This is a genomic window from Ruegeria sp. HKCCSP346 (genome assembly GCF_017872595.1).
GTDB lineage: Bacteria > Pseudomonadota > Alphaproteobacteria > Rhodobacterales > Rhodobacteraceae > Ruegeria.
Window position 1 is genome coordinate 1082521 of sequence record NZ_JAEDOT010000001.1, and the last position, 20032, is coordinate 1102552.

Sequence of the window (20032 nt, forward strand, 5' to 3'; positions counted from 1 at the left end):
TCGTTGTCTTGCGCTTATTCGGCTTTTTGCGCTTCGACCGAGATCTGCACCTGCACTTCGTCACTTACAAACGGTGCGAACTGGCCCAGATCAAATTCACTGCGGACAAGGGTCGTGGTGGCGTTGAAACCGGCCCATGGCTTGTTTGCCATCGGGTGGGTGTCAACCTTGTTCAGTTTGGCATCCAGAACAACGGATTTGGTCACGCCGTTCATGGTGAGGTCGCCGGTGATCTTGGCCGTGTCTTCACCGGTCACTTCGATACCCGTCGAGGTAAAGGTGATCAGATCGCCCTCGGTCGCACCAAAGAAATCCTCGGTCATGAAGTGATCTTCACGTGGCTTCCAACCGGTGAGCATCTCCAATACCGGCATCGACACGCTCACGCTGGAGGCGGCGGGATTTTCCTGATCGAACATGATCTCGCCCTCAAAGCCCGAGAACATGCCGGTTGTGGTTGAAAAGCCCAGGTGGTCATAGCTGAAGACAACCTGGCTGTGGCTCGGGTCCAGCACGTATTTCTCGGCGCTGGCGAATGCCGTGGTCGCCGATACGGCCAGTGCAGCAGCAAGAAGGGTGGATTTCATAACAATCTCCGCGTTTTTTGTGAATGCAAACCGTCTGGGTTGCTCACAAACAAAATGTGCCGCCTGTCGGCGGCACACAACCTTTTTCGAGTCACAACATCTGTTCCTTTTTGAACAGAATAAAGTTCAGCCGAAAATTGTTACGCTCTTGCTCAGTTGCCCTTTCAACGCTCGGCTGACATCCGCCGATTCAAGGGGCAGCTTCATCAAAAGGCTCCCATCCACATCAAACAAGTGGACTTCGTTTTCCTCAAAACGCGCACCACCCAGCGATTCATAGCTGCGGCGCAGCACCGTCTGAGGGCGTCCGTCTTCGTTCTTTTGCAGAACACGGACTTCGCGGCGGATCGGATCGAAATAGGCATCCGGGCGCTGATCAAGTACTTCGATCGTCAGCAAACTGACACCGACGATCAGAAACAGCATGGATGCCACCATCTTGATCGGCCAGACATCTGCACCCACGATCGAACCCGGCATCAGCCACATCGAAAACGCCGAAAAGATCAGGAACGCTCCGACCAACCGCGCCAGGATCAAACGGGCCTTCCAGTTTGGCGCGAAGGCAATCATTACCGGCACCGAATGCTCAAAGCGCGAGCCTGCCGCCTCTTCCCGGTATGTGTTTGTATTGGTCGCGGTCATAACACTTCACCTTTTATCAGGTTACTGTCGATTTTCTGTTTGGTCCGGGTAACGTCCGGTATGCAAAACAACTTTGAGCCGAAAAGCGTCAGCATTTGGGCGGCCCAAAGGAAATTGGGCGGCGTCTCAAAGGCATATGTGGCGGGGCTTGCTCCTGCGGTTCAAACGTGTATACGGGGCCATCCTTCGCAATCAGATGAATCGCGCAGCCTCTCGTGGCAGGGTCGCGAAGGACCGGATGGCCCCGCCTATGAAATGCGCCTTGACATAAACAGGAGTGCACATGCCACTGTATGAGCATGTAATGATCGCGCGTCAGGATCTGTCCAACGCGCAGGCGGAAAGCCTCGTCGAACATTTCGGCACCGTTCTGGCTGACAACGGCGGCAAGCTGGTTGATAGCGAGTACTGGGGCGTCAAGACGATGGCCTACAAGATCAACAAGAACCGCAAGGGCCACTATGCCTTTCTGAAAACCGATGCCCCCTCGGGCGCGGTGCAGGAAATGGAACGCCTGATGCGCCTGCATGATGACGTCATGCGCGTTCTGACCATCAAGGTTGACGGTCACGAAGACGGCCCGTCGGTTCAGATGCAGAAGCGTGACGAACGTGGCGACCGCCGCGAGCGTCGTTGATCACCGCCTGAGGAAAGGACACTAAACCATGGCCGCAAAACCATTTTTCCGCCGCCGCAAGGTCTGCCCGTTCTCGGGTGAGAACGCGCCGAAAATCGACTACAAAGACACCCGTCTGCTGCAGCGCTACATCTCTGAGCGTGGCAAGATCGTACCTTCGCGCATCACCGCCGTTTCGGCGAAAAAGCAGCGTGAACTGGCCCGTGCTATCAAGCGCGCCCGCTTCCTCGCCCTGCTGCCCTACGCCGTGAAGTAAGGAGAGACTGACATGCAAGTTATCCTTCTGGAACGCGTTGCGAAACTGGGTCAGATGGGCGACGTCGTTGACGTCAAGCCCGGCTACGCCCGCAACTTCCTGCTGCCCCAGGGCAAAGCCCTGAGCGCGTCCGATGCCAACATCGCGTCGTTCGAAGCCCAGAAAGCGCAGCTTGAGGCCCGCAACCTGGAAACCAAGAAAGAAGCTGAAGCACTGGCTGAAAAGCTGGACGGACAGCAGTTCATCGTGATTCGCTCGGCATCGGATGCTGGCGCTCTGTACGGCTCGGTCACCCCGCGTGACGCCGCTGACGCCGCAACCGAAGCTGGTTTCACTGTCGACAAAAAGCAGGTTGTTCTGGTCAATCCGATCAAGGAACTGGGCCTGCACTCGGTTGCAGTCAAGCTGCACCCCGAAGTCGAAGTTGAAATCAAGATGAACGTGGCGCGTTCGGAAGAAGAAGCCGAGCTTCAGGCCTCGGGCAAATCGATCCAAGAACTGGCCGCCGAAGAAGAAGCAGCCGCTGAATTCGAGATCGCCGAACTGTTCGACGACATCGGCTCGGCCGCATCCGAGGACGAAGAGCTGGCTCCGGAAGCCGCTCCTGCCGAGGAAGACGAAGCCAAAGCCTGATCCGGCAAGGTTTCGAACACAACAAAGGCCGTGCTTCAGCGCGGCCTTTTTTCTTGTCTACGAGACAAACCAGCAAATTTCAGCCCAACTCCATCCATAATCTTGCAGCCAAATACTCAGGCCATATCATTGCCACTCGAAACCCCGGAGAAACTCATGCCCCCGTTCACCCGTCGCAATCTCTTGGCACTCTTACTGACAGCCCCGTTGGTTGCCTGCGGTGCAGGAGAAGTCTCCAAGGCCGAAACATCACAGTTCAACCCTATGCTCTATCCAAACGAAACGCCGGAACTTCGCGCGTCGATCAACAAATGGGCGGACCATTACGAGCTTCCGCGAGAGCTTGTTCACAAGCTTGCCATTCGTGAAAGCACGCATCGCCCCTGGGCGGTCAACCGACCCTATTATGGACTGCTGCAAATCCTTCCAGCCACCGCGCGTTCCATGGGGTACACCGGAAACGCCAAAGGCTTGTTGGACGCGGACACCAACCTTGAATTTGCAGGGAAATACCTTCGCGGTGCCTGGCTTCTGTCTGATGGCAACCAGGATCGGGCGATATTTCTTTATGCCAAGGGCTTTTACCCCGAAGCCAAAGCGCGCGGATTGCTGGTGGAAACTGGGCTAAAACCCGCCAACTGACGGTGATTAGCGTCAGAAAGCTGCGTGAAATTAGCACTTTTTGCCGAATAGTGACAAAAATGTTCTATTGAGTGTCTCATTATTTGGAATTGCGCAGACAATTAGTACCTCGCCTTGTCATGTTTAGGAAATTATGGTGTTCTGGCTCGGTGAGGTAAACGGGTTCCACTCTGTGTTATATGCATGCTCGACGACACCATCGGGCTGTAAGATGGGCCGCAGCTGGTAGGCACCACATGGAAATTGTCGATCTGAGCACTCTGCCGGATTCAGAAGTTCGATACACCGAATTTCTAAGGCAAATCTGTGAGAAGCATGATATGGATCATGCTGCATATGCTGGCATGAACCCGGCCGCCGGTACGGTGGCAGGCTTTGTGACCTATGACGACGCCTGGAACAAGCACTACCAGAACCAGGGTCTGATCATGATCGACCCGACCATCCACATGGCCCGCCGCAGCATCGCGCCCGTGGATTGGAGCCGCCTCGAGCGCAGCCCCGATTTCCAACGTGTATTCCGGGATGCCCATGATTTTGGATTGCCGAACCAAGGCGTTACGATTCCCGTGCGCGGCCCCTATGGGGATATCGGCCTGCTGAGCGCAACGCGCAATTGCAGCAAAGAGGAATGGCGCAAGCTTTATACGCATGTCATCAGTGACTTGCAGTCGATGGCAGTACACATCCATGACAACGTGGTTTCATCAGACGAATTGACCAGCGCGCTGTATCATCCAACGCTCTCCAGACGTGAGACAGAGATATTGCAGTGGGTTGCAGCGGGGAAATCGCAACAGGATATCGGCGATATTCTGTCCATTTCGCACCGAACCGTAGAAGTGCACTTGCGTTCCAGCCGAGAAAAGCTTAGTGCGCTGACCACCCCTCAGGCCGTTGGCCGCGCGATTGCAATTGGGCTTATTACCCCAAGTTAAACAAAAAAATCGCCAAATTTCGCCAAAATACGGGAAACCCCCAATAGAAAATCTCCCCGGGCCCGGTAACTTCTAAATTACCGAACAACCACTCGAAGGGGGAAGAAATGATCATCGTGGTAGATGGCCTGAACAGACATATGTTCAGCGAAGTTCTTGACGAAATGTTCGAGCTGAGAGCACGTGTTTTTGGTGGGCGCCTGGGATGGGACGTCAACATTCAAGACGGAAAAGAAATCGACGAGTTCGATCAACTGGACCCGGCATATGTAATCGGACTCGACGATGAGGGGAATGTCGTCGCAGCCGTGCGTGCCCTCCAGACCACCGGACCACACATGTTGTCGGATGTCTTCTCGGCGATCCTTTGCGGCGAAGCACCTCTTCGCAGCGCAACCATGTGGGAATCCACCCGTTTCTGCGTAGACACCCAACGCCTCACGCGTGGCAAGGAAAAGAACTCAGTCTCCTACGCGACTTGCGAGTTGATGATCGGTTCTTTGGAATATGCGAAAAACGCAGGTATTCAGGACATCATCACCGTGATCGATCCGGTCATGGATCGGGTGCTGAAGCGTTCGAATTGCGCGCCTTATGACTATGTCGGCAAGACGGTTCCAATGGGCAAGGTTCACGCATTGGCTGCTTTGTTGGACTGCACCGAAGAACGTATCGCCGGTCTGCGTGAATTTGCGGACATTCACAATGACGTCTTCATGGACGACGAAGAAGCGCTGGCCCTGTTTGCCGCGAAGAAAGCCGCAGCCAAGAATCCTGCGAATCAGGATCACAAACCACTCACCGATCTAGAGAAGTACTTTGTGGAACAGATGAGCGCGGCAAAAACCGAAGCTGAACGGAAAGATGTCCTCAAGCTGATCGAAGCGCTTACGGATACCTTCACGCCAGAACAAAAAACCGCTCTTTTGGAAACCCCCCGTGCTTTTGCTCATGAGGCCTGACCCCCTCACCTCATAGATACAAAAGCCACCCATGCGGAGCCGTCTGATTGCAGGCGGCTCCGTTTTTTTGTCCCTTCTTCCGATGAAGGGAAGGAAGAGGATTACTCCTCTTCCAGTGCCTCAACGGCTTTCTTAAGGTCGTCTTTGCTGACTTCCTTGTCAGTGACCTGAGCCAGCTCCAAAACGTAGTCCACAACCTTGTCTTCAAAGATCGGCGCACGCAGCTGTTGTTGCATCTGTGCGTTCTGCTGAACGAACTCAAAGAACTGACGTTCCTGACCCGGGTACTGACGTGCCTGGTTCATGATTGCCTGTGTCATCTCAGCGTCGGTGACTTCAACCTCGGCCTTCTGGCCCAGTTCAGCCAGCAACAGGCCCAGGCGCACGCGGCGCTCGGCCAGCTTGGTGTGCTCGTCCGTGGGCTCGATCGGGTCATGATCGTGGCCTTCGACTTCTGGGTTTTCTTCGTGCCACAGTTGATGCGCAATCTGCTTGGCCTCGGCTTCAACCAGCGACGGCGGCAGATCGAACGACACCTTCTCGTCCAGCGCATCCAGCAAAGCGCGCTTGATCACGGCGCGAGATGCACCTGCATATTCAGCTTCCAGGCGCTCTGCGATCTGGCTTTTCAGGGCTTCAAGATCTTCGGCGCCGAATTTTTTGGCCAGTTCGTCGTTCACTTCCGCAGCAACCGGTTCTTTGACTTCCTTGATTGTGCAGGTGAACACGGCGTCTTTTCCGGCCAGATGCTCAGCGCCGTACTCTTCAGGGAACGTAACGTTGACGTCCTTTACTTCTTCGGCTTTCACGCCAATCAGTTGATCTTCGAAGCCGGGGATGAAGCTGTTCGAGCCCAGAACCAGCGGGTAATCCTCTGCCGAACCACCTTCGAATTCTTCGCCGTCAACCTTGCCAACGAAATCGAACACGATCTGGTCGCCGTCCTTGGCTTTTGACCCCTTGCGGCGCGCTTTGAAGTCCTGAGCGGTTTCCGCCAGATTGTTTAGCGCCTCTTCGACGGCGGCGTCATCGGCCTTGACGATCAGCTTTTCCAACTCGACCGATTTCAGGTCAACTTCCGGGATCGCTGGTAGCGCCTCGTAGGACATGGCGACTTCCACGTCATCGCCTTCTTTCCAGTCCTCATTGGTCATCTTGACCTCGGGCTGAAGCGCGGGGCGATCACCGCTGTCTTCGAAATGCTTGTTCATGGCGCCGTCGATAGTTTCCTGCATCGCCTCGCCCAACAGGCGCTGGCCAAACTGCTTTTTCAGCAGCGCCATTGGCACCTTGCCTTTGCGGAAACCTTTCATTTCGATTTCCGGCTGCGCCTCGGTCAGCTTTTCATTGACCTTCTCGTCCAGCTCGGCTGCTGACACAACGATGTTGTAGCCACGTTTCAGACCTTCGTTCAGCGTCTCGGTAACCTGCATTATGGTAGTCCCCATAGGATTCGGGGCGCGCAAAAAGGGCGCGCCGGGCAAATTTGAAGCCTTCTATTTGCCCAGCCGCCCACGTGCAAGGGGCAAAGGCTGAATCCAGTGGTATTTGATCGCCAAAACCGCAAAAAAGAACGCCCCGGAAACCGGGGCGTTCGCGCTTGTTCCAGCCGGGCAATCAGAACTTCCAGCGTGCGCCCAGAACCCATGCCTCGTTGTTGTCAAAGGATGTGCCGTCATCGAAATCGTGGTTGCGGTATTTCAGATAGACATCCGTGTTGATCGGTTCGACTTTCTGCACGACCGCGATACCCCAGGCTTTGGTGTCAGAACCGTTGCTCTGGAAATCCGAGCCATCATAATAGTCGATACCGACGCCAGTCTTGCCCCAGGACACCCAGTTGCCTTCGTACGAGATCTTACCGTACCAATAGTTCGGATCCGTGGCACCGGCCTGATCATCGTCGCGCGTACCGCCCGCAATCGTAAAGCCCAGGCCACTGGGAAGCAGGACAGAAGCAGAACCGATCGTATCTTTGCGATCCCCCGAATTGTTATCCCGGTCTCTTACCGAATAGGCAACGGCTGCAGCGAACTCCACACCACCGGCAAAAGTGTTTTCGTAAAACAGACCGACGTCATAATAGTCGTCGTCGTCGCTGCTGGACAAAATGTTCTGACCGTAAGCGAATCCGGCGGAGAACCCATTGAACGACGGCGTATCATACCGCACACGACCACGCCGCGCGCCGTCAAAGTTGCTGGAACTGTCACCCACCGTAATACCGCTCAGCATTCCGGTCGTGTCGCGATAGAAGAACCCTGCATTTTCATCGTTGGTAAACGAATACAGCGCGGTTCCGACATATGACAGATCAACCTCTGCGGCGCCATCGGCGACCATGCTTCCCTGACCTGCCGAAAACTTGCCGTAGCCACCTTTCAACGAGAAGTCCACATGGCGAATGTCTTCGCGATTCCATCCATCTGCGTTGGTTCCGAATTGATCGGCAGACGCCGAACCCGGCAGGCCAAGGCCTGTTTCGAACCAAAACTGGAATTCGTTGCTTCCATATGGCTGCACAAGACGCAGGCCAACACGGCTGTTTGACAGATCGTTGTCGAGAACACGGGTCTCGGTATCCTGTCCGTCATCCACCGAGATCAAGGCGGGGTGCAGCTGTCCATACAACAGTACATATCCGCCACTATTGTTTTCGTACTTCATTTCCGCCACAGCCGGGATGGCGGTCGTCGCAGTCAGAACAGCGGCTATTGATATCGGTTTGATGTTAAGGGTCATTTCACTCACCATGAAAGGTTCGGGTTTCAGGTACTGTCCAATTGTTTACGAAATGCGAGCGTTCCAGTGGCCCGCATTCACTCCCTCGCAAGCATTGCAAATTCGCAACATGGCATATCGAAAAATTGGTTATTTTTCATTTTATTTCATACGGTTACAAGTCCATTCGAAGATCCAAAGCACAGTGTGCAAATAAATTGTGACGTCCAGCTATGCATCTGGCAAACATTCGGTCTGCATTGATGTGAACCTTGACGGCGGATTTCCGCCGACTCGCCGTGAATTGAGCCGTTCCACGCCCAACAAACTCAAATATTCAACTTTCTGAAAACCTCCGGCACCTGTTCCGGCAAATCTTCCGCGATCAAACCCGGCCCGAACTGGCGCGCACATTCCACATGCAGCCACGCCGCAGTTTCCGCCGACCGCATTGGTGGCAAACCTCGCGCCAACAAACCTGCGATGAACCCTGCCAGCACATCACCGGACCCGGCCGTCGCCAACCATGGGGCCGCTCTTTCGTATACGGCCAAGTTGACCACGCACCGGCCATCCGGCACAGCGATCACCGTGTCCGGGCCCTTGAACAGAACTACGCACCTAGCCCGTTTTGCAGCAGCACGCGTTGCGTCCACCTTGGAAAACGCCGGGCCTTTGGCCGGTTGCGCGTTCATCTGCGCGGCAATGTCCGGGAATACCCGTGCAAATTCCCCGCCATGCGGTGTCAGTACGCATTTGTCGTGCAATCGCGCGATCAGGGCGCCGGGATCCTCGGCAAAAGCTGACAAAGCATCCGCATCCAACACGGTCGCCCGCCGCGCAGCCAAGGCCATCGGCACCAGTGCCCGCGCCCGCTCGAATCCCAGCGCAGGCCCCAGGCAGAGCGCATTCAGGCGCGTATCCTCAAGTATTTCAGACAATCCATCAGCCCCATCAACCCGCTGCAACATGAGGGCCGTGATCTGGCTGGCAACCTCCATCTGCGCAGACGGCGGCACACCCAGCGTCACCAACCCCGCTCCAACCCGCAGAGCCCCCCGCGCCGCCAAACGCGCGGCCCCTGTTTTGCCCGCCCCCCCGGACAGGATCAAAGCATGACCGTGTGAGTATTTGTGGCCAACCGAAACTTTCGAAAGCTTCACCCCGTCAGCCTCGGTCGTGTGAACGATCTGACCGTCTTCCAGTGGTTCAAGCCCGATCGACTTGGTTCGGACCGTCCCGCAGGTCACCGGACCATCGCCCAGAACATGCCCAAGCTTTTTACTGTGAAACGTCACCGTCATGTCTGCAACTATCGCCTGACCAAGAATGCGACCACTGTCGGCGCACAAGCCGCTTGGCGCGTCAATTGAAACGACCTTTACGCCTCGATCTCGCAGCAGGTCTCTGACCGGCGCATTGGCCAACATGGAAAACGCCCCTGCAAATGGCCGGGTGAGACCCGTGCCAAAAGCCCCGTCGACAACCAGATCAATGCTCTTTGGAAACCCAAGAAAATCGTCCGCCAACGGGGCGGAGTCGACAGCGAAGACGCGAACCTCGTTCTTTGCCCCCCATCTCTCATAATTCACCCGCGCATCCGGAGGCAGCTTTTCCGGGTCTCCATACAGGAACACCTCAACCGCCCACCCCTGCTTCTGCAAAAGCCGCGCCACGACAAACCCGTCACCCCCATTGTTGCCCGGTCCGCACAGCACCACTGCGCGCAGCGGATCCTCTTCATCTGGCCCTAAATATCCCGGGGAGCGCGAGGGGCTGGCCCCTCGCCTGTCCAACATGGGCCATTCTTCGAAAATCGCGTCAACAACACCCTGGCCGGCCCGCTCCATCAGTTCCAGACCGGTCACGTCACCAGACTTGATGGCGGCCTGCTCAATGGCCCGCATCTGTGCCGCTGTCAGCAATTCCATCCTTTCACCCCGCGCCTGATTCAGTTTTGATTACTTTTTGTGCAAGTCGCTCAAAAATTAGCACCCGGCCGTTTTTCCAAGCATCCCGACCTGCACGATATCGCAATCACATTGCCGCCCGATCTTAGACGTGATCACTGCCCCTGAGACAACCATTCAAGGTGAACCGGGATGAAAAAGATCGAAGCGATCATCAAGCCGTTCAAACTGGACGAAGTAAAAGAGGCCTTGCAGGATGTGGGCGTCCAGGGCCTCAGCGTCATCGAGGTCAAAGGCTTCGGTCGCCAGAAAGGCCATACCGAACTGTATCGCGGCGCCGAGTATGTCGTCGATTTTCTGCCCAAGGTTAAAGTCGAGGTCGTATTGGACGACGACCAGGTCGACGCCGCGATCGAAGCCATCGTGTCGGCCGCCAAAACCGACAAGATCGGAGACGGCAAGATTTTCGTCTCGCCCGTCGACCAGGCCATTCGCATCCGGACCGGTGAGACCGGCTCGGAAGCGCTCTAACTCACACGATTACTGACACATCTATCAAAAGGACAAAGGGAATGAGCGTAGACGCAGTTCTCAATACAATCCGCGAAGAAGACGTCGCCTATGTCGACATCCGCTTCACCGACGTGCGCGGCAAGCTGCAACACGTCACGGTGGACGTCGATCTGGTCGACGAAGACTTCCTGGAAGAAGGCTTCATGTTTGACGGCTCGTCCATTGCGGGCTGGAAGTCGATCGAAAACTCGGACATGAAACTGATCGCCGACACGACCTCGGCTTACATCGACCCGTTTTATGCGGAAAAGACACTGTGTCTGCACTGCTCGATCGTTGAGCCCGACACCGGTGAAGCCTATGGCCGCGACCCGCGCGGAACTGCGCAGAAAGCCGAAGCCTACCTGAAGTCCAGCGGTATCGGTGACGTTGCCTATATGGGTCCCGAAGCTGAATTCTTCCTGTTCGATGACGTTCGTTTTTCCAACAGCATCAACAAGGTATCCTTCGAAGTTGATGCAACGGATGCGTCGTGGAACACCGACACCGAATATGAGATGGGCAACATGGGCCATCGCCCGGGCGTCAAGGGCGGCTACTTCCCGGTCAACCCCATCGACGAAGCCCAGGACCTGCGCTCGGAAATGCTGTCGACCATGAAACGTCTGGGCATGAAGGTCGACAAGCACCACCACGAGGTTGCATCCTGTCAGCACGAGCTGGGCCTGATCTTCGACAGCCTGACCAAGCAGGCCGACGAGCTGCAAAAATACAAGTACGTCATCCACAACGTGGCACACGCCTACGGCAAGTCGGCCACTTTCATGCCCAAGCCGATCGCGGGTGACAACGGCACCGGCATGCATGTGAACATGTCGATCTGGAAAGATGGCAAGCCGCTGTTCGCCGGCGACAAGTATGCCGACCTGTCGGACGAGGCGCTGTACTTCATCGGCGGCATTCTGAAACACGCCAAGACCCTGAACGCCTTCACCAACCCGGCAACCAACAGCTACAAGCGTCTGATCCCAGGTTTCGAAGCCCCCGTTCTGCGGGCCTATTCGGCACGTAACCGTTCGGGTTGTGTGCGTATCCCATGGACTGAAAGCCCCAAAGCCAAACGTGTCGAGGCGCGCTTCCCCGATCCGGCCGCCAACCCCTATCTGGCGTTTGCCGCCCTGCTCATGGCTGGTCTTGATGGCATCAAGAACAAGATCAACCCCGGCGAGGCGATGGACAAGAACCTGTACGACTTGCCCGCCGAGGAACTGGCCGACATCCCGACCGTCTGCGGCAGCCTGCGTGAGGCTCTGGAGGCTCTGGCATCCGATCACGACTTCCTGCTTCAGGGCGATGTGTTCACCAAAGACCAGATTGACGGCTACATCGCGCTCAAGATGGAAGAGGTGGAAACCTACGAGCACACGCCGCACCCGGTGGAGTACGGCATGTACTACAGCTGCTAAGCTGAGTACGGAAACGATTTCGCAGGGCGCCCCTTCGGGCGCCCTCGTCATGTCTGCCCACACGGTTTGACGCGCCGCCGTTGATCCAACAGACTGGTGAGAACACTCCCGACCGGAGACGACAGTATGCCTTGCGATACCTCACCTTTCTCGAAATTCTCAAACCTTGTGACATCCGAACAGGAGCTGAGGAGGATCTCTGGCCATCCGCTGCCGCAGATCACCGCCAAGGAGGTGTCCTCTCTCGATCAGATGTGTCGCGATTTCATTGCGACCTCGCCCTTTTGCCTGATCGCTTCGGCCAACACCGACGGGCATCTTGATGTGTCACCCCGTGGCGACCCGCCCGGCTTTGTTCAGGTGCTGTCCGATACCCTGATCGCAGTCCCGGATCGGCCGGGAAACAAACGCGTGGATACGTTTCACAACGTTCTCAAGGATCCGCGCGTCAGCGTCCTGTTCTTTGTTCCGGGCAAGATGGAAACGCTCCGCATTCGCGGCACAGCCCGTATCTGTGCTGACACCCGTTTGCTTGAAACCATGGCCATTGACGGGCACCCGCCCAAACTGGCGCTGCTCATCCATGTCGCGACAGCATTTGCACACTGTCCCAAATGTGTAATCCGCGCACATCTGTGGCAACCCAAAGACTGGCCGGATTCGACCCATCTGCCAAATATGAATGCGATGATGGTGAAACACGCCCGCATCAATGCCACCCCAGAGGAATGGTTCGAAACGCTCAGGAAAAAGGGCGAGCTGGACCTTTATTAACCGCTTTGCCCAAGACGCAGCCCACGCTAGGCTAACCGCAGATTTCAATTCCATCGGATTACGCCCATGTTTCGACTTGCCACCATTCTTGCCCTTTCCCTGACGTCCCCGGTTCTGGCCGCACCCTGTGGCAACACCAGCGCTGGATTTGAGGCATGGAAGGCCGATTTTGCCAAACAGGCACGCAAGGCGGGGGTGAAAAAGAAAGGTCTGCAAGCGCTGTCCCAGACACAATATGCCACGCGCACCATCGCCGCAGACCGCAATCAAAAAAGCTTCAAATACTCGCTGGACAAGTTCATGCGAGTCCGAGGCGCTGATACAATCGTCGCACAGGGGCGCAAACGCAAAGCCGCCAACCCGAACTATTATGCCGCCTTTGAGCGGCAATATGGTGTTCCTGCGGGCGTTTTGATCGCCATTCACGGCATGGAAACCGGCTTTGGCAATTTCATGGGCGACAGTCAGGTTGTTTCCGCAATCACAACATTGGCCTATGATTGTCGCCGGTCAGAGTTCTTTATTCCCCACGCAATTGGGGCACTGAAACTGGTCGACATGGGCAGTATCACAATGTCGACAAAAGGGGCAAAACATGGCGAACTGGGCCACACGCAATTCCTGCCAGGCAACGCCCTGACCTATGGTGTCGATGCTACGGGCGACCGGCGCGTGGACTTCTACAACATGACGGATGCATTGGCCTCAACCGCCAATTTCCTTCGCCAGAAAGGGTGGAAACCGGGACGCGGCTATCAACCCGGAGAACCAAATTTTCGCGTCTTGCAGCAGTGGAATGCAGCCTCTGTCTATCAGCAATCCATCGCAATAATGGCTGCCCGAATCGACAATTAGCCCCGCCGCACCGACAACACGCACTGCGCCCAATTTCGCCACATTTCCGCCACAGTGACAAACAAAAGCCTTTGGTTGCTTGGTTTCCAAAGCGTAACCAATCGCCGGTAAATTTCACTTTTTTGCATTTTTTGCCAAATTCTCTGCAAGAAGGGGTGCTAACCTTTGGCTGACAGAATGTAAAAAAGGACAGGGCAGTGGCTCGGAAGCACAGCTACCATGGCGGCCTGCAATTTGATGGCGACGCAACTGGCGCGATAGAGCGCTTTGGAACGATCGTCGCCACGACGCTGGAAGACTACGGTCATCTGGTCGAGCGCAAGGCCCTGCTCAGCGCGACCGAGGCCAGCATCGTCTCGAGCCAGTATCTTGTGCGGATGACTCTGGATACAGGCACCTCCGGACAGCAGGACCGATACGAGCGCATGGATCGCGCTGCGGGGTTGAAAACCATAACAAAGCCCCGCGTGTCACATCCACAAAACAGGTTGGTACTGACAATAACGCCAGTCTCGCCACTTTTGGACGACGCCGAGATTTCGGAACTGATGCTGGTGGTCACTCTGTATCGCATGGTCGATATCTGTTCGACCCGGCGGGTTGAATGGTTGTCGCCACACACGGTTCTTACTGTCGAGCACTTCATGAGCGCCTTTGACACCCTGACACCAAGCCGAACAAGCCGGGATCGAAAGCAGATCTTTCAATCACTGACCGGACAGTTCGCCGGGATGCAGCAGTCTGAACAGGATGACACGATCACTGCCTTACACACTCCTGCCGCGCGTCCAATTCAACTGACGGACGAACAATTGCTCAGCATCGCGTTCCGAAGCGACGAGGCAGACCTGCCCACCCAGAAGGACGCAGGCGCTTCCATCGCGGATGATGACAAGCCAAGCGACATCCTGCGGCTCAGCAGTTGGTGCTTGACCGGAGTTCTGGCCAGCATTTCAGCGCCAATTGCCGTATCGATGGCCGCAGTCAATCTGATCCGGGGCGAAGATTTCCGCCTGAACACACAGGTGCTTGTATTCACATTTGCCATTGTCGCACTGAACGCCAGCAACGCGTTGGCCGATGTAGCGGGCGCCTTGGGCATGTAAAGGAATTATCGAAGACCCTCCTAGGAGGCCCCGCCATCAGGCGGGGTTTTCCGTTTTTGGGATCGCGTTTGCGGCCAGAACGTATGTGTGGATGGCAAACACGACCGCGTTGGTTTTCGGCAAACGCAATAGCGTCTGCCGCTCGCTTCGCAGATAAGACGCTTGACGCCGGTCCCGTATTTTGCGCGGCTCACTTGCACTGCGAGGCTGGAACAGCTCCGGGTCTTCGTACCACAGGGCGTTGAAGCGCCACAGCGGGCGACCGGGTTGAATACCGTCAAATAGCCTCTGCACCCGTTTCGCGACATTGGCGTCATAGCTTTCCACGGGCACGTGGATATCAATCAACGGTCGCATGAATTTCTCGGACAGGCGCCAACTGGCAGGGAAACACAGGATGGCACCCGTCAGAACATGCTCATTTCCCCGTTTCTGAAGGATGCAGAAGTCCTCTTGTACCAGCCTGCACAGCGTATCAAGCGGACAATCCCGATCGATCGCGACGGATACGCCATCCGGCCTTGCGGCCTCTGCCTCGGCCGTGGGATATGTCTGTGTCAACACCAGATCCAGCAACTCTTGCGCGGCAGGTTTGGCCCCAGGATCAAGCGCAAGAACATCGTCGCGCCGCTCAGCCAGAATTTCTTCGCGGCGCCGCATTTGGTCGGCAAAAGCCTCATCCTGATCTAGCCAGCTTTCCATGGTTGCCGGTTGAATACCCGGCAAAGCGCGTGGGCTTTCGACATCATACGGAATCTTGTTTTGCAGAATACGAGTCATGCTGGAGGCTTAGCATGCGCAACTTTTCTTGTCGGTCGAAAACGACAACCTCGCCGTCGCATTTTTCTCAGACGATTGGTTGTGGCGGATGAATTGTAATTGGAACAAGCAATGAGGCCAGCCATGAACCAGCACTATCGAGACACGCGCAAGATTGACCCCAGCCGCGGCACGACATTGGGCGATGGTACGCCGAACGAAAATGACCGGATCGAGATTGGGCCGACGCAGCTTGCGTTTGACGAGTGGGCCGCTGCGGGGCTGGAACTTCCCAATCTGGCACGGATGCGGGAACACCGCTGGAAGAGGCTGACACAGGCCATCGTGGACCGCGGCTATGGCGGCTTGCTGATTTTTGACCCGCTGAATATCCGCTATGCCACCGACAGCACGAATATGCAGCTGTGGAACACCCACAATCCGTTTCGGGCGGTTCTGCTGTGTGCGGATGGCTATATGGTGATCTGGGATTACAAGAACTCCCCCTTCCTCAGCACCTTCAACCCGCTTGTGCGCGAGCAGCGCTCGGGCGCTGACCTGTTCTACTTCGACCGGGGCGACAAGGTTGACGTGGCCGCAGATGTGTTCTCGAACGAAGTACGCGTACTGATCGAAGAACACGGCGGCGGCAACATGCGCCTGGCCGTCGACAAGATCATGCTGCACGGATTGCGCGCGCTCGAGGCGCAGGGGTTCGACATCATGGAAGGGGAAGAGCTGACCGAGAAGACCCGCGCCGTCAAAGGGCCCGACGAAATCCTGGCCATGCGCTGCGCCAGCCATGCCTGCGAAACTGCGGTTGCCGAAATGGAACGGTTTGCCCGTGCCAATGTCGGCGACGGCAAGACCTCGGAAGATGATATCTGGGCTGTTCTTCACGCCGAAAACATCAGGCGTGGCGGTGAGTGGATCGAAACCCGTCTGCTGGCTTCGGGCCAGCGGACCAACCCGTGGTTTCAGGAATGCGGCCCGCGGATCACCCAGCAGAACGAGATCATCTCGTTCGACACTGACCTGATTGGTTCTTACGGGATTTGCATCGATATTTCCCGCAGTTGGTGGATCGGCGATCAGAAGCCGCGCGAGGACATGATCTATGCCATGCAGCACGCCCATGAACACATCATGACCAATATGGAGATGCTCAAGCCCGGCGTGATGATCCCTGAACTGACCGCAAATTCCCACCGGCTGGACAAGAAGTTCCAGGCGCAGAAATATGGCTGCCTGATGCACGGCGTCGGCCTTTGCGATGAATGGCCGTTGGTTGCTTATCCGGACAAGGCGGTTGAAGGGGCCTACGATTATCCGCTGGAACCCGGAATGGTCTTGTGTGTCGAAGCCTGCGTGGGCGAAGTGGGTGGCGATTTCAGCATCAAGCTGGAGGATCAGGTTCTCATAACCGAAGACGGATATGAGAACCTGACGAAATACCCCTTCGATGCCCGGTTGATGGGGCTCGAGTGAGGCCGGCGCCTCATTCTGACCAATGAGACCGGCGCACGTTGCCGTGCCAGTCTTCGACAGTTGGACTTACCTGAGCCTGCGGCCCGCTGAAAACTGCGGGCCGGGATTGCCCGAGGGCAAAACCCACGAGGCCAGCCAGAACAATCGCCATGACTGTACTGGGTAGTATCTTTGGAAGATGTGCGGCAACGTCTGCATGTGCCATCTGCGTCTCCTTTATCAATTGCTGTAGGCCGTAGATGGGCTTGATTGCAACATAAGTGAAACGAATGTTTGTTTCATGTATTATCACAAACATTGATGAAGCGCCGACCACCCCCAAAATAGCGGCCGCGCCTGTCACCGCCCGGGGCATCTTTCGGATTGCAAGGCGCTCGCTTGGTTCTCACCTTCCCGTGACGCGTTTGACATAAGGGTTGTGACCCGGCGGGCTTGACCACAGTATTGGGGATGTTTCCCCGAACCGTTCAAGGAGCCGACATGCCCACGGAACGCATCACTTTTGCCGGACATGACGGCAGCCAATTGGCCGCGCGGCTGGATTTGCCGGATGGACCGGTCCTTGCGACGGCCCTGTTTGCCCATTGCTTCACCTGTTCCAAGGACATACCTGCGGCCCGGCGCATTTCGGCCCGCCTTGCGGCCATGGGAATTGCAGTGCTTCGGTTCGACTTTACCGGCCTGGGTCATTCCAAAGGAGAATTCGCCAACACGACCTTCACGTCGAATGTCGAGGACCTGATCTCGGCCGCGCAATATCTGGCCGGACGAAACATGGCCCCTGCCCTGCTGATCGGTCACTCGCTTGGCGGCGCGGCGGTTTTGCGGGCGCGTGCCGGAATTCCGACGGTCAAGGCCGTGGTCACCTTGGGCGCACCGGCGGATCCCGGCCACGTGTCCCATCATTTCGAGGAAGCCCTGCCCCAGATCGAACAGGAGGGCAGCGCCGAGGTCACCTTGGGCGGGCGCCCGTTTCGAATTGGCAAAGCGTTCGTGGACGACATTGCGGGGTCGGCCCTGTCTGCCTCGATCGCTGATCTCAAGGCCGCTTTGCTGATCCTGCACGCTCCTCGGGACGAAACGGTCAGTATCGACAACGCAAGCACCATCTTTCTGGCTGCAAAGCACCCAAAAAGCTTCGTCACCCTCGACGATGCCGATCACCTGATCACACGGGCCTCTGATGCTGAATATGCCGCGGATGTCATCTCGGCTTGGGTTTCGCGCTATCTGAAACTTTGCCCACCCGCGCCGCCCCCGGGTGCGCCGGAAGGTGTCGTTCGCGTAACAGAAGCGGATCCGAATGGCTTCATGCAGGATATTCAGGCAGGCCCGCACCATCATGCCGTTGCAGATGAGCCTGCCTCTTATGGCGGCACGGATAAGGGCATGTCGCCTTATGGATTTGTCTCATCCGGCCTCGGCGCCTGCACGTCCATGACGATAAGGATGTATGCGCGCCGCAAAAAATGGCCGCTGACCAGTGTCAGCGTCGATGTCTGCCATGACAAAGTTCATGCTCAGGATGCCGGTTTGGCGAATGAAGGCAAAGTGGATCAGTTCCGCCGCAAAATCCGCCTGAGCGGCCCGCTTGATCAGGAACAAAAACAGCGCCTGCTGGAAATCGCAGACAAATGCCCGGTTCACCGGACACTTGAAGGCTCGGCGCATATCACGACCGAACTTCTTACCTGAGAGAAGGCCGCCGGACAGGCGGCCTTTTGATTATCTGCGGCGTGGTGCCGGACGATGGATCGGTGGCCGCGCGGCAGGTGGCCGGGCCACCGGGGGTCGCGGCCGCGCAGGAGGTTTGGCAACCGGTGGATTCGGGCGCTCGGGACGCACGGGTCGATCTGGGCGGTCCGGGCGGTTGATATCAACATTCACATCGACATCGCGATAGTAGTCGTTCCACAGCATCGAGTCATAGAACGGGTCATACCCGTATCCGACGCCGACCGTTACGCCGTCACAGGCCGACAACGTCAAAGTCGCGGCCCCCAGCCCCAATGCGAGGGAAATCCGTTTAATCAGTCCAATGCGCATCTTGCCCCCCTCACAGAAGCGACCGGAACGACGCGAAAACGGCGTTCAAGTCTTCGGCGAAATCCGGGTCTGCCCCATCCCGCAGGATGGCAACAGCTATGGCGACACGGTTGCGCGGCAAGTCAATGACAGTGGCCGTGAAGTTCACCCCCTTGCCATCGCGGCGCCCTGTCCCCCGAAAGACACGGGCGGGCAACCCGCCGATGCGGATGTCGCTGGTGCTGGTAAGGGTCGGGTCGTTGACCAGAAACTTGTCAATATCCTGCAAGTAGCGGACCCCATCCTGAATGGTCGCAACCCCTGAAGGTGAAACAAACCCCATCCAGACGTTGTCGTCCGTTACGGGACGCAGCCCCATGACCCGAGCCACCGCACGCGGATCATCCAACCCGGTGTCTTCGATCTCACGCGGGCCGCCAGTGCGCAGCACCCAGAAATCTGGCACGTCGAACCGAAACAGGGCGCGACCATCCTCGGTATATGTCACCGGTGTGTCGGCCAGTGCTGATCCTGCCCCACCCAGCCAGACAGCGGCGCAAGCGGCAAGAATTGGAGATGATAATAAACGCATATTTCAATAACCTGATGATTTCTTCACCCTCAGCTTGACCGCTGAAAGCGCGACTTGTCCAGCACTGCGTTGCAAAGACCCGGAAAAACCGCGTTCCGGTATTTCCCTTCCCCGCACGTGTCATCTGCCTCTTGCAAGCATCACGCCCCAATTTTTCAGACAAATACATGAAATCTATTGCGCATAGACCCCGACGGTCTGGCCGCCCGCATCATCAACGAAACGGATCGCGTCCCCATTTCGCCAGACGTCGTAGCAGGCCCACAAATCGGCAGGTGGCCATGTCGAGCAGTATTGATCCCCTCTCACCGCCCAGCGCCCGATACTGGGCCCGCCCGAGAAATACTGCGTGGTCATGCTGGCTTCGAAAACTTGCCAAACACCCGCGCCGTATTCCAGCTTCTTGCCCGCCAAGGCTGACAGGATTTCCTCTCCGGACAGTTTCTGGAAGTCTCCGGCCGTCAAAACACCCGGCCAAAGGGCGAAAATCAGGGCAAACCGTCTCATACCTGCTCTCACATCT

Annotated in this window: 23 protein-coding genes; 13 read left to right on the top strand and 10 right to left on the bottom strand. The window is 56.7% G+C overall.

Going from position 1 to position 20032, the window contains the following annotated elements; translation table 11 throughout:
• Window positions 1–14: 14 nt before the first annotated feature.
• Window positions 15–587 carry a YceI family protein gene (locus I9185_RS05425; protein ID WP_171631627.1) on the bottom strand — a complete coding sequence of 191 codons (573 nt, stop codon included), beginning with the start codon at window positions 585–587 and terminating at the stop codon, window positions 15–17.
• A gap of 126 nt (window positions 588–713) precedes the next feature.
• Window positions 714–1232, bottom strand: a complete 519-nt coding sequence (locus I9185_RS05430; RefSeq protein WP_171167615.1) for a hypothetical protein — start codon at window positions 1230–1232, stop codon at window positions 714–716.
• A 283-nt stretch (window positions 1233–1515) separates the two neighbouring features.
• On the opposite strand from I9185_RS05430, the gene rpsF reads away from it, so the two are divergent.
• From rpsF to I9185_RS05460, 6 genes are all read left to right on the top strand, one after another.
• A complete protein-coding gene (gene rpsF, locus I9185_RS05435) occupies window positions 1516–1869 on the top strand; it encodes a 30S ribosomal protein S6 (RefSeq protein WP_152458335.1) in 354 nt (117 codons plus the stop codon).
• A 28-nt stretch (window positions 1870–1897) separates the two neighbouring features.
• Window positions 1898–2125 (top strand): 30S ribosomal protein S18, encoded by a 228-nt coding sequence (gene rpsR / locus I9185_RS05440; protein WP_005608650.1) that lies wholly within the window; start codon window positions 1898–1900, stop codon window positions 2123–2125.
• A 12-nt stretch (window positions 2126–2137) separates the two neighbouring features.
• The gene (gene rplI, locus I9185_RS05445; RefSeq protein WP_171631623.1) at window positions 2138–2758 is read left to right on the top strand and encodes a 50S ribosomal protein L9; all 621 of its coding nucleotides are present in this window, start codon (window positions 2138–2140) and stop codon (window positions 2756–2758) included.
• 156 nt (window positions 2759–2914) lie between these two features.
• Entirely contained in the window at window positions 2915–3400 is a 486-nt protein-coding gene (locus I9185_RS05450) for a lytic transglycosylase domain-containing protein (protein WP_171723044.1), read from the top strand.
• Window positions 3401–3636: 236 nt separating this feature from the next.
• Window positions 3637–4338: an autoinducer binding domain-containing protein gene (locus I9185_RS05455; RefSeq protein WP_171631615.1), complete on the top strand. Its 702-nt coding sequence runs from the start codon at window positions 3637–3639 to the stop codon at window positions 4336–4338.
• Window positions 4339–4445: 107 nt separating this feature from the next.
• On the top strand, window positions 4446–5300 hold the full coding sequence (locus tag I9185_RS05460; protein WP_171631612.1) for an acyl-homoserine-lactone synthase: 855 nt from the start codon (window positions 4446–4448) through the stop codon (window positions 5298–5300).
• Between the two features lie 101 nt (window positions 5301–5401).
• On the opposite strand, the gene tig is transcribed toward I9185_RS05460, so the two are convergent.
• The 3 genes from tig to I9185_RS05475 all read right to left on the bottom strand — a co-directional run bounded on the left by tig (window position 5402) and on the right by I9185_RS05475 (window position 9952).
• Window positions 5402–6733, bottom strand: coding sequence for a trigger factor (gene tig, locus I9185_RS05465; RefSeq protein ID WP_171631608.1), 1332 nt, complete (start codon window positions 6731–6733; stop codon window positions 5402–5404).
• 184 nt (window positions 6734–6917) lie between these two features.
• Window positions 6918–8042: a porin gene (locus tag I9185_RS05470; protein ID WP_171631603.1), complete on the bottom strand. Its 1125-nt coding sequence runs from the start codon at window positions 8040–8042 to the stop codon at window positions 6918–6920.
• 308 nt (window positions 8043–8350) lie between these two features.
• The gene (locus tag I9185_RS05475) at window positions 8351–9952 is read right to left on the bottom strand and encodes an NAD(P)H-hydrate dehydratase (RefSeq protein WP_210092516.1); all 1602 of its coding nucleotides are present in this window, start codon (window positions 9950–9952) and stop codon (window positions 8351–8353) included.
• Window positions 9953–10123: 171 nt separating this feature from the next.
• Here I9185_RS05475 and I9185_RS05480 point away from each other — a divergent pair, with 171 nt between their 5' ends.
• From I9185_RS05480 to I9185_RS05500, 5 genes are all read left to right on the top strand, one after another.
• Window positions 10124–10462, top strand: coding sequence for a P-II family nitrogen regulator (locus I9185_RS05480; RefSeq protein WP_152458342.1), 339 nt, complete (start codon window positions 10124–10126; stop codon window positions 10460–10462).
• A 41-nt stretch (window positions 10463–10503) separates the two neighbouring features.
• A complete protein-coding gene (gene glnA, locus I9185_RS05485; RefSeq protein ID WP_171631589.1) occupies window positions 10504–11910 on the top strand; it encodes a type I glutamate--ammonia ligase in 1407 nt (468 codons plus the stop codon).
• Between the two features lie 126 nt (window positions 11911–12036).
• Complete coding sequence (locus I9185_RS05490) at window positions 12037–12684, top strand: MSMEG_1061 family FMN-dependent PPOX-type flavoprotein (RefSeq protein ID WP_171723041.1); 648 nt, start codon at window positions 12037–12039, stop codon at window positions 12682–12684.
• Window positions 12685–12750: 66 nt separating this feature from the next.
• Window positions 12751–13539 (top strand): lytic murein transglycosylase, encoded by a 789-nt coding sequence (locus I9185_RS05495; RefSeq protein ID WP_171631486.1) that lies wholly within the window; start codon window positions 12751–12753, stop codon window positions 13537–13539.
• 197 nt (window positions 13540–13736) lie between these two features.
• Window positions 13737–14645 (top strand): hypothetical protein, encoded by a 909-nt coding sequence (locus tag I9185_RS05500; RefSeq protein WP_210092517.1) that lies wholly within the window; start codon window positions 13737–13739, stop codon window positions 14643–14645.
• 36 nt (window positions 14646–14681) lie between these two features.
• On the opposite strand, the gene I9185_RS05505 is transcribed toward I9185_RS05500, so the two are convergent.
• Window positions 14682–15425 carry a DUF3445 domain-containing protein gene (locus I9185_RS05505; RefSeq protein ID WP_210092518.1) on the bottom strand — a complete coding sequence of 248 codons (744 nt, stop codon included), beginning with the start codon at window positions 15423–15425 and terminating at the stop codon, window positions 14682–14684.
• A 123-nt stretch (window positions 15426–15548) separates the two neighbouring features.
• On the opposite strand from I9185_RS05505, the gene dddP reads away from it, so the two are divergent.
• Window positions 15549–16892 (top strand): dimethylsulfonioproprionate lyase DddP, encoded by a 1344-nt coding sequence (gene dddP, locus I9185_RS05510; RefSeq protein ID WP_171723038.1) that lies wholly within the window; start codon window positions 15549–15551, stop codon window positions 16890–16892.
• Between the two features lie 10 nt (window positions 16893–16902).
• Here dddP and I9185_RS05515 read toward each other — a convergent pair whose 3' ends face one another.
• Window positions 16903–17097 carry a hypothetical protein gene (locus tag I9185_RS05515; RefSeq protein WP_210092519.1) on the bottom strand — a complete coding sequence of 65 codons (195 nt, stop codon included), beginning with the start codon at window positions 17095–17097 and terminating at the stop codon, window positions 16903–16905.
• 275 nt (window positions 17098–17372) lie between these two features.
• Here I9185_RS05515 and I9185_RS05520 point away from each other — a divergent pair, with 275 nt between their 5' ends.
• Window positions 17373–18587: a bifunctional alpha/beta hydrolase/OsmC family protein gene (locus I9185_RS05520; protein ID WP_210092520.1), complete on the top strand. Its 1215-nt coding sequence runs from the start codon at window positions 17373–17375 to the stop codon at window positions 18585–18587.
• A gap of 30 nt (window positions 18588–18617) precedes the next feature.
• Here I9185_RS05520 and I9185_RS05525 read toward each other — a convergent pair whose 3' ends face one another.
• The 3 genes from I9185_RS05525 to I9185_RS05535 all read right to left on the bottom strand — a co-directional run bounded on the left by I9185_RS05525 (window position 18618) and on the right by I9185_RS05535 (window position 20016).
• Window positions 18618–18938: a hypothetical protein gene (locus tag I9185_RS05525; protein WP_171631445.1), complete on the bottom strand. Its 321-nt coding sequence runs from the start codon at window positions 18936–18938 to the stop codon at window positions 18618–18620.
• A 10-nt stretch (window positions 18939–18948) separates the two neighbouring features.
• Window positions 18949–19509: a hypothetical protein gene (locus I9185_RS05530; RefSeq protein ID WP_210092521.1), complete on the bottom strand. Its 561-nt coding sequence runs from the start codon at window positions 19507–19509 to the stop codon at window positions 18949–18951.
• A 174-nt stretch (window positions 19510–19683) separates the two neighbouring features.
• Entirely contained in the window at window positions 19684–20016 is a 333-nt protein-coding gene (locus tag I9185_RS05535; protein WP_210092522.1) for a hypothetical protein, read from the bottom strand.
• Window positions 20017–20032: the final 16 nt, after the last annotated feature.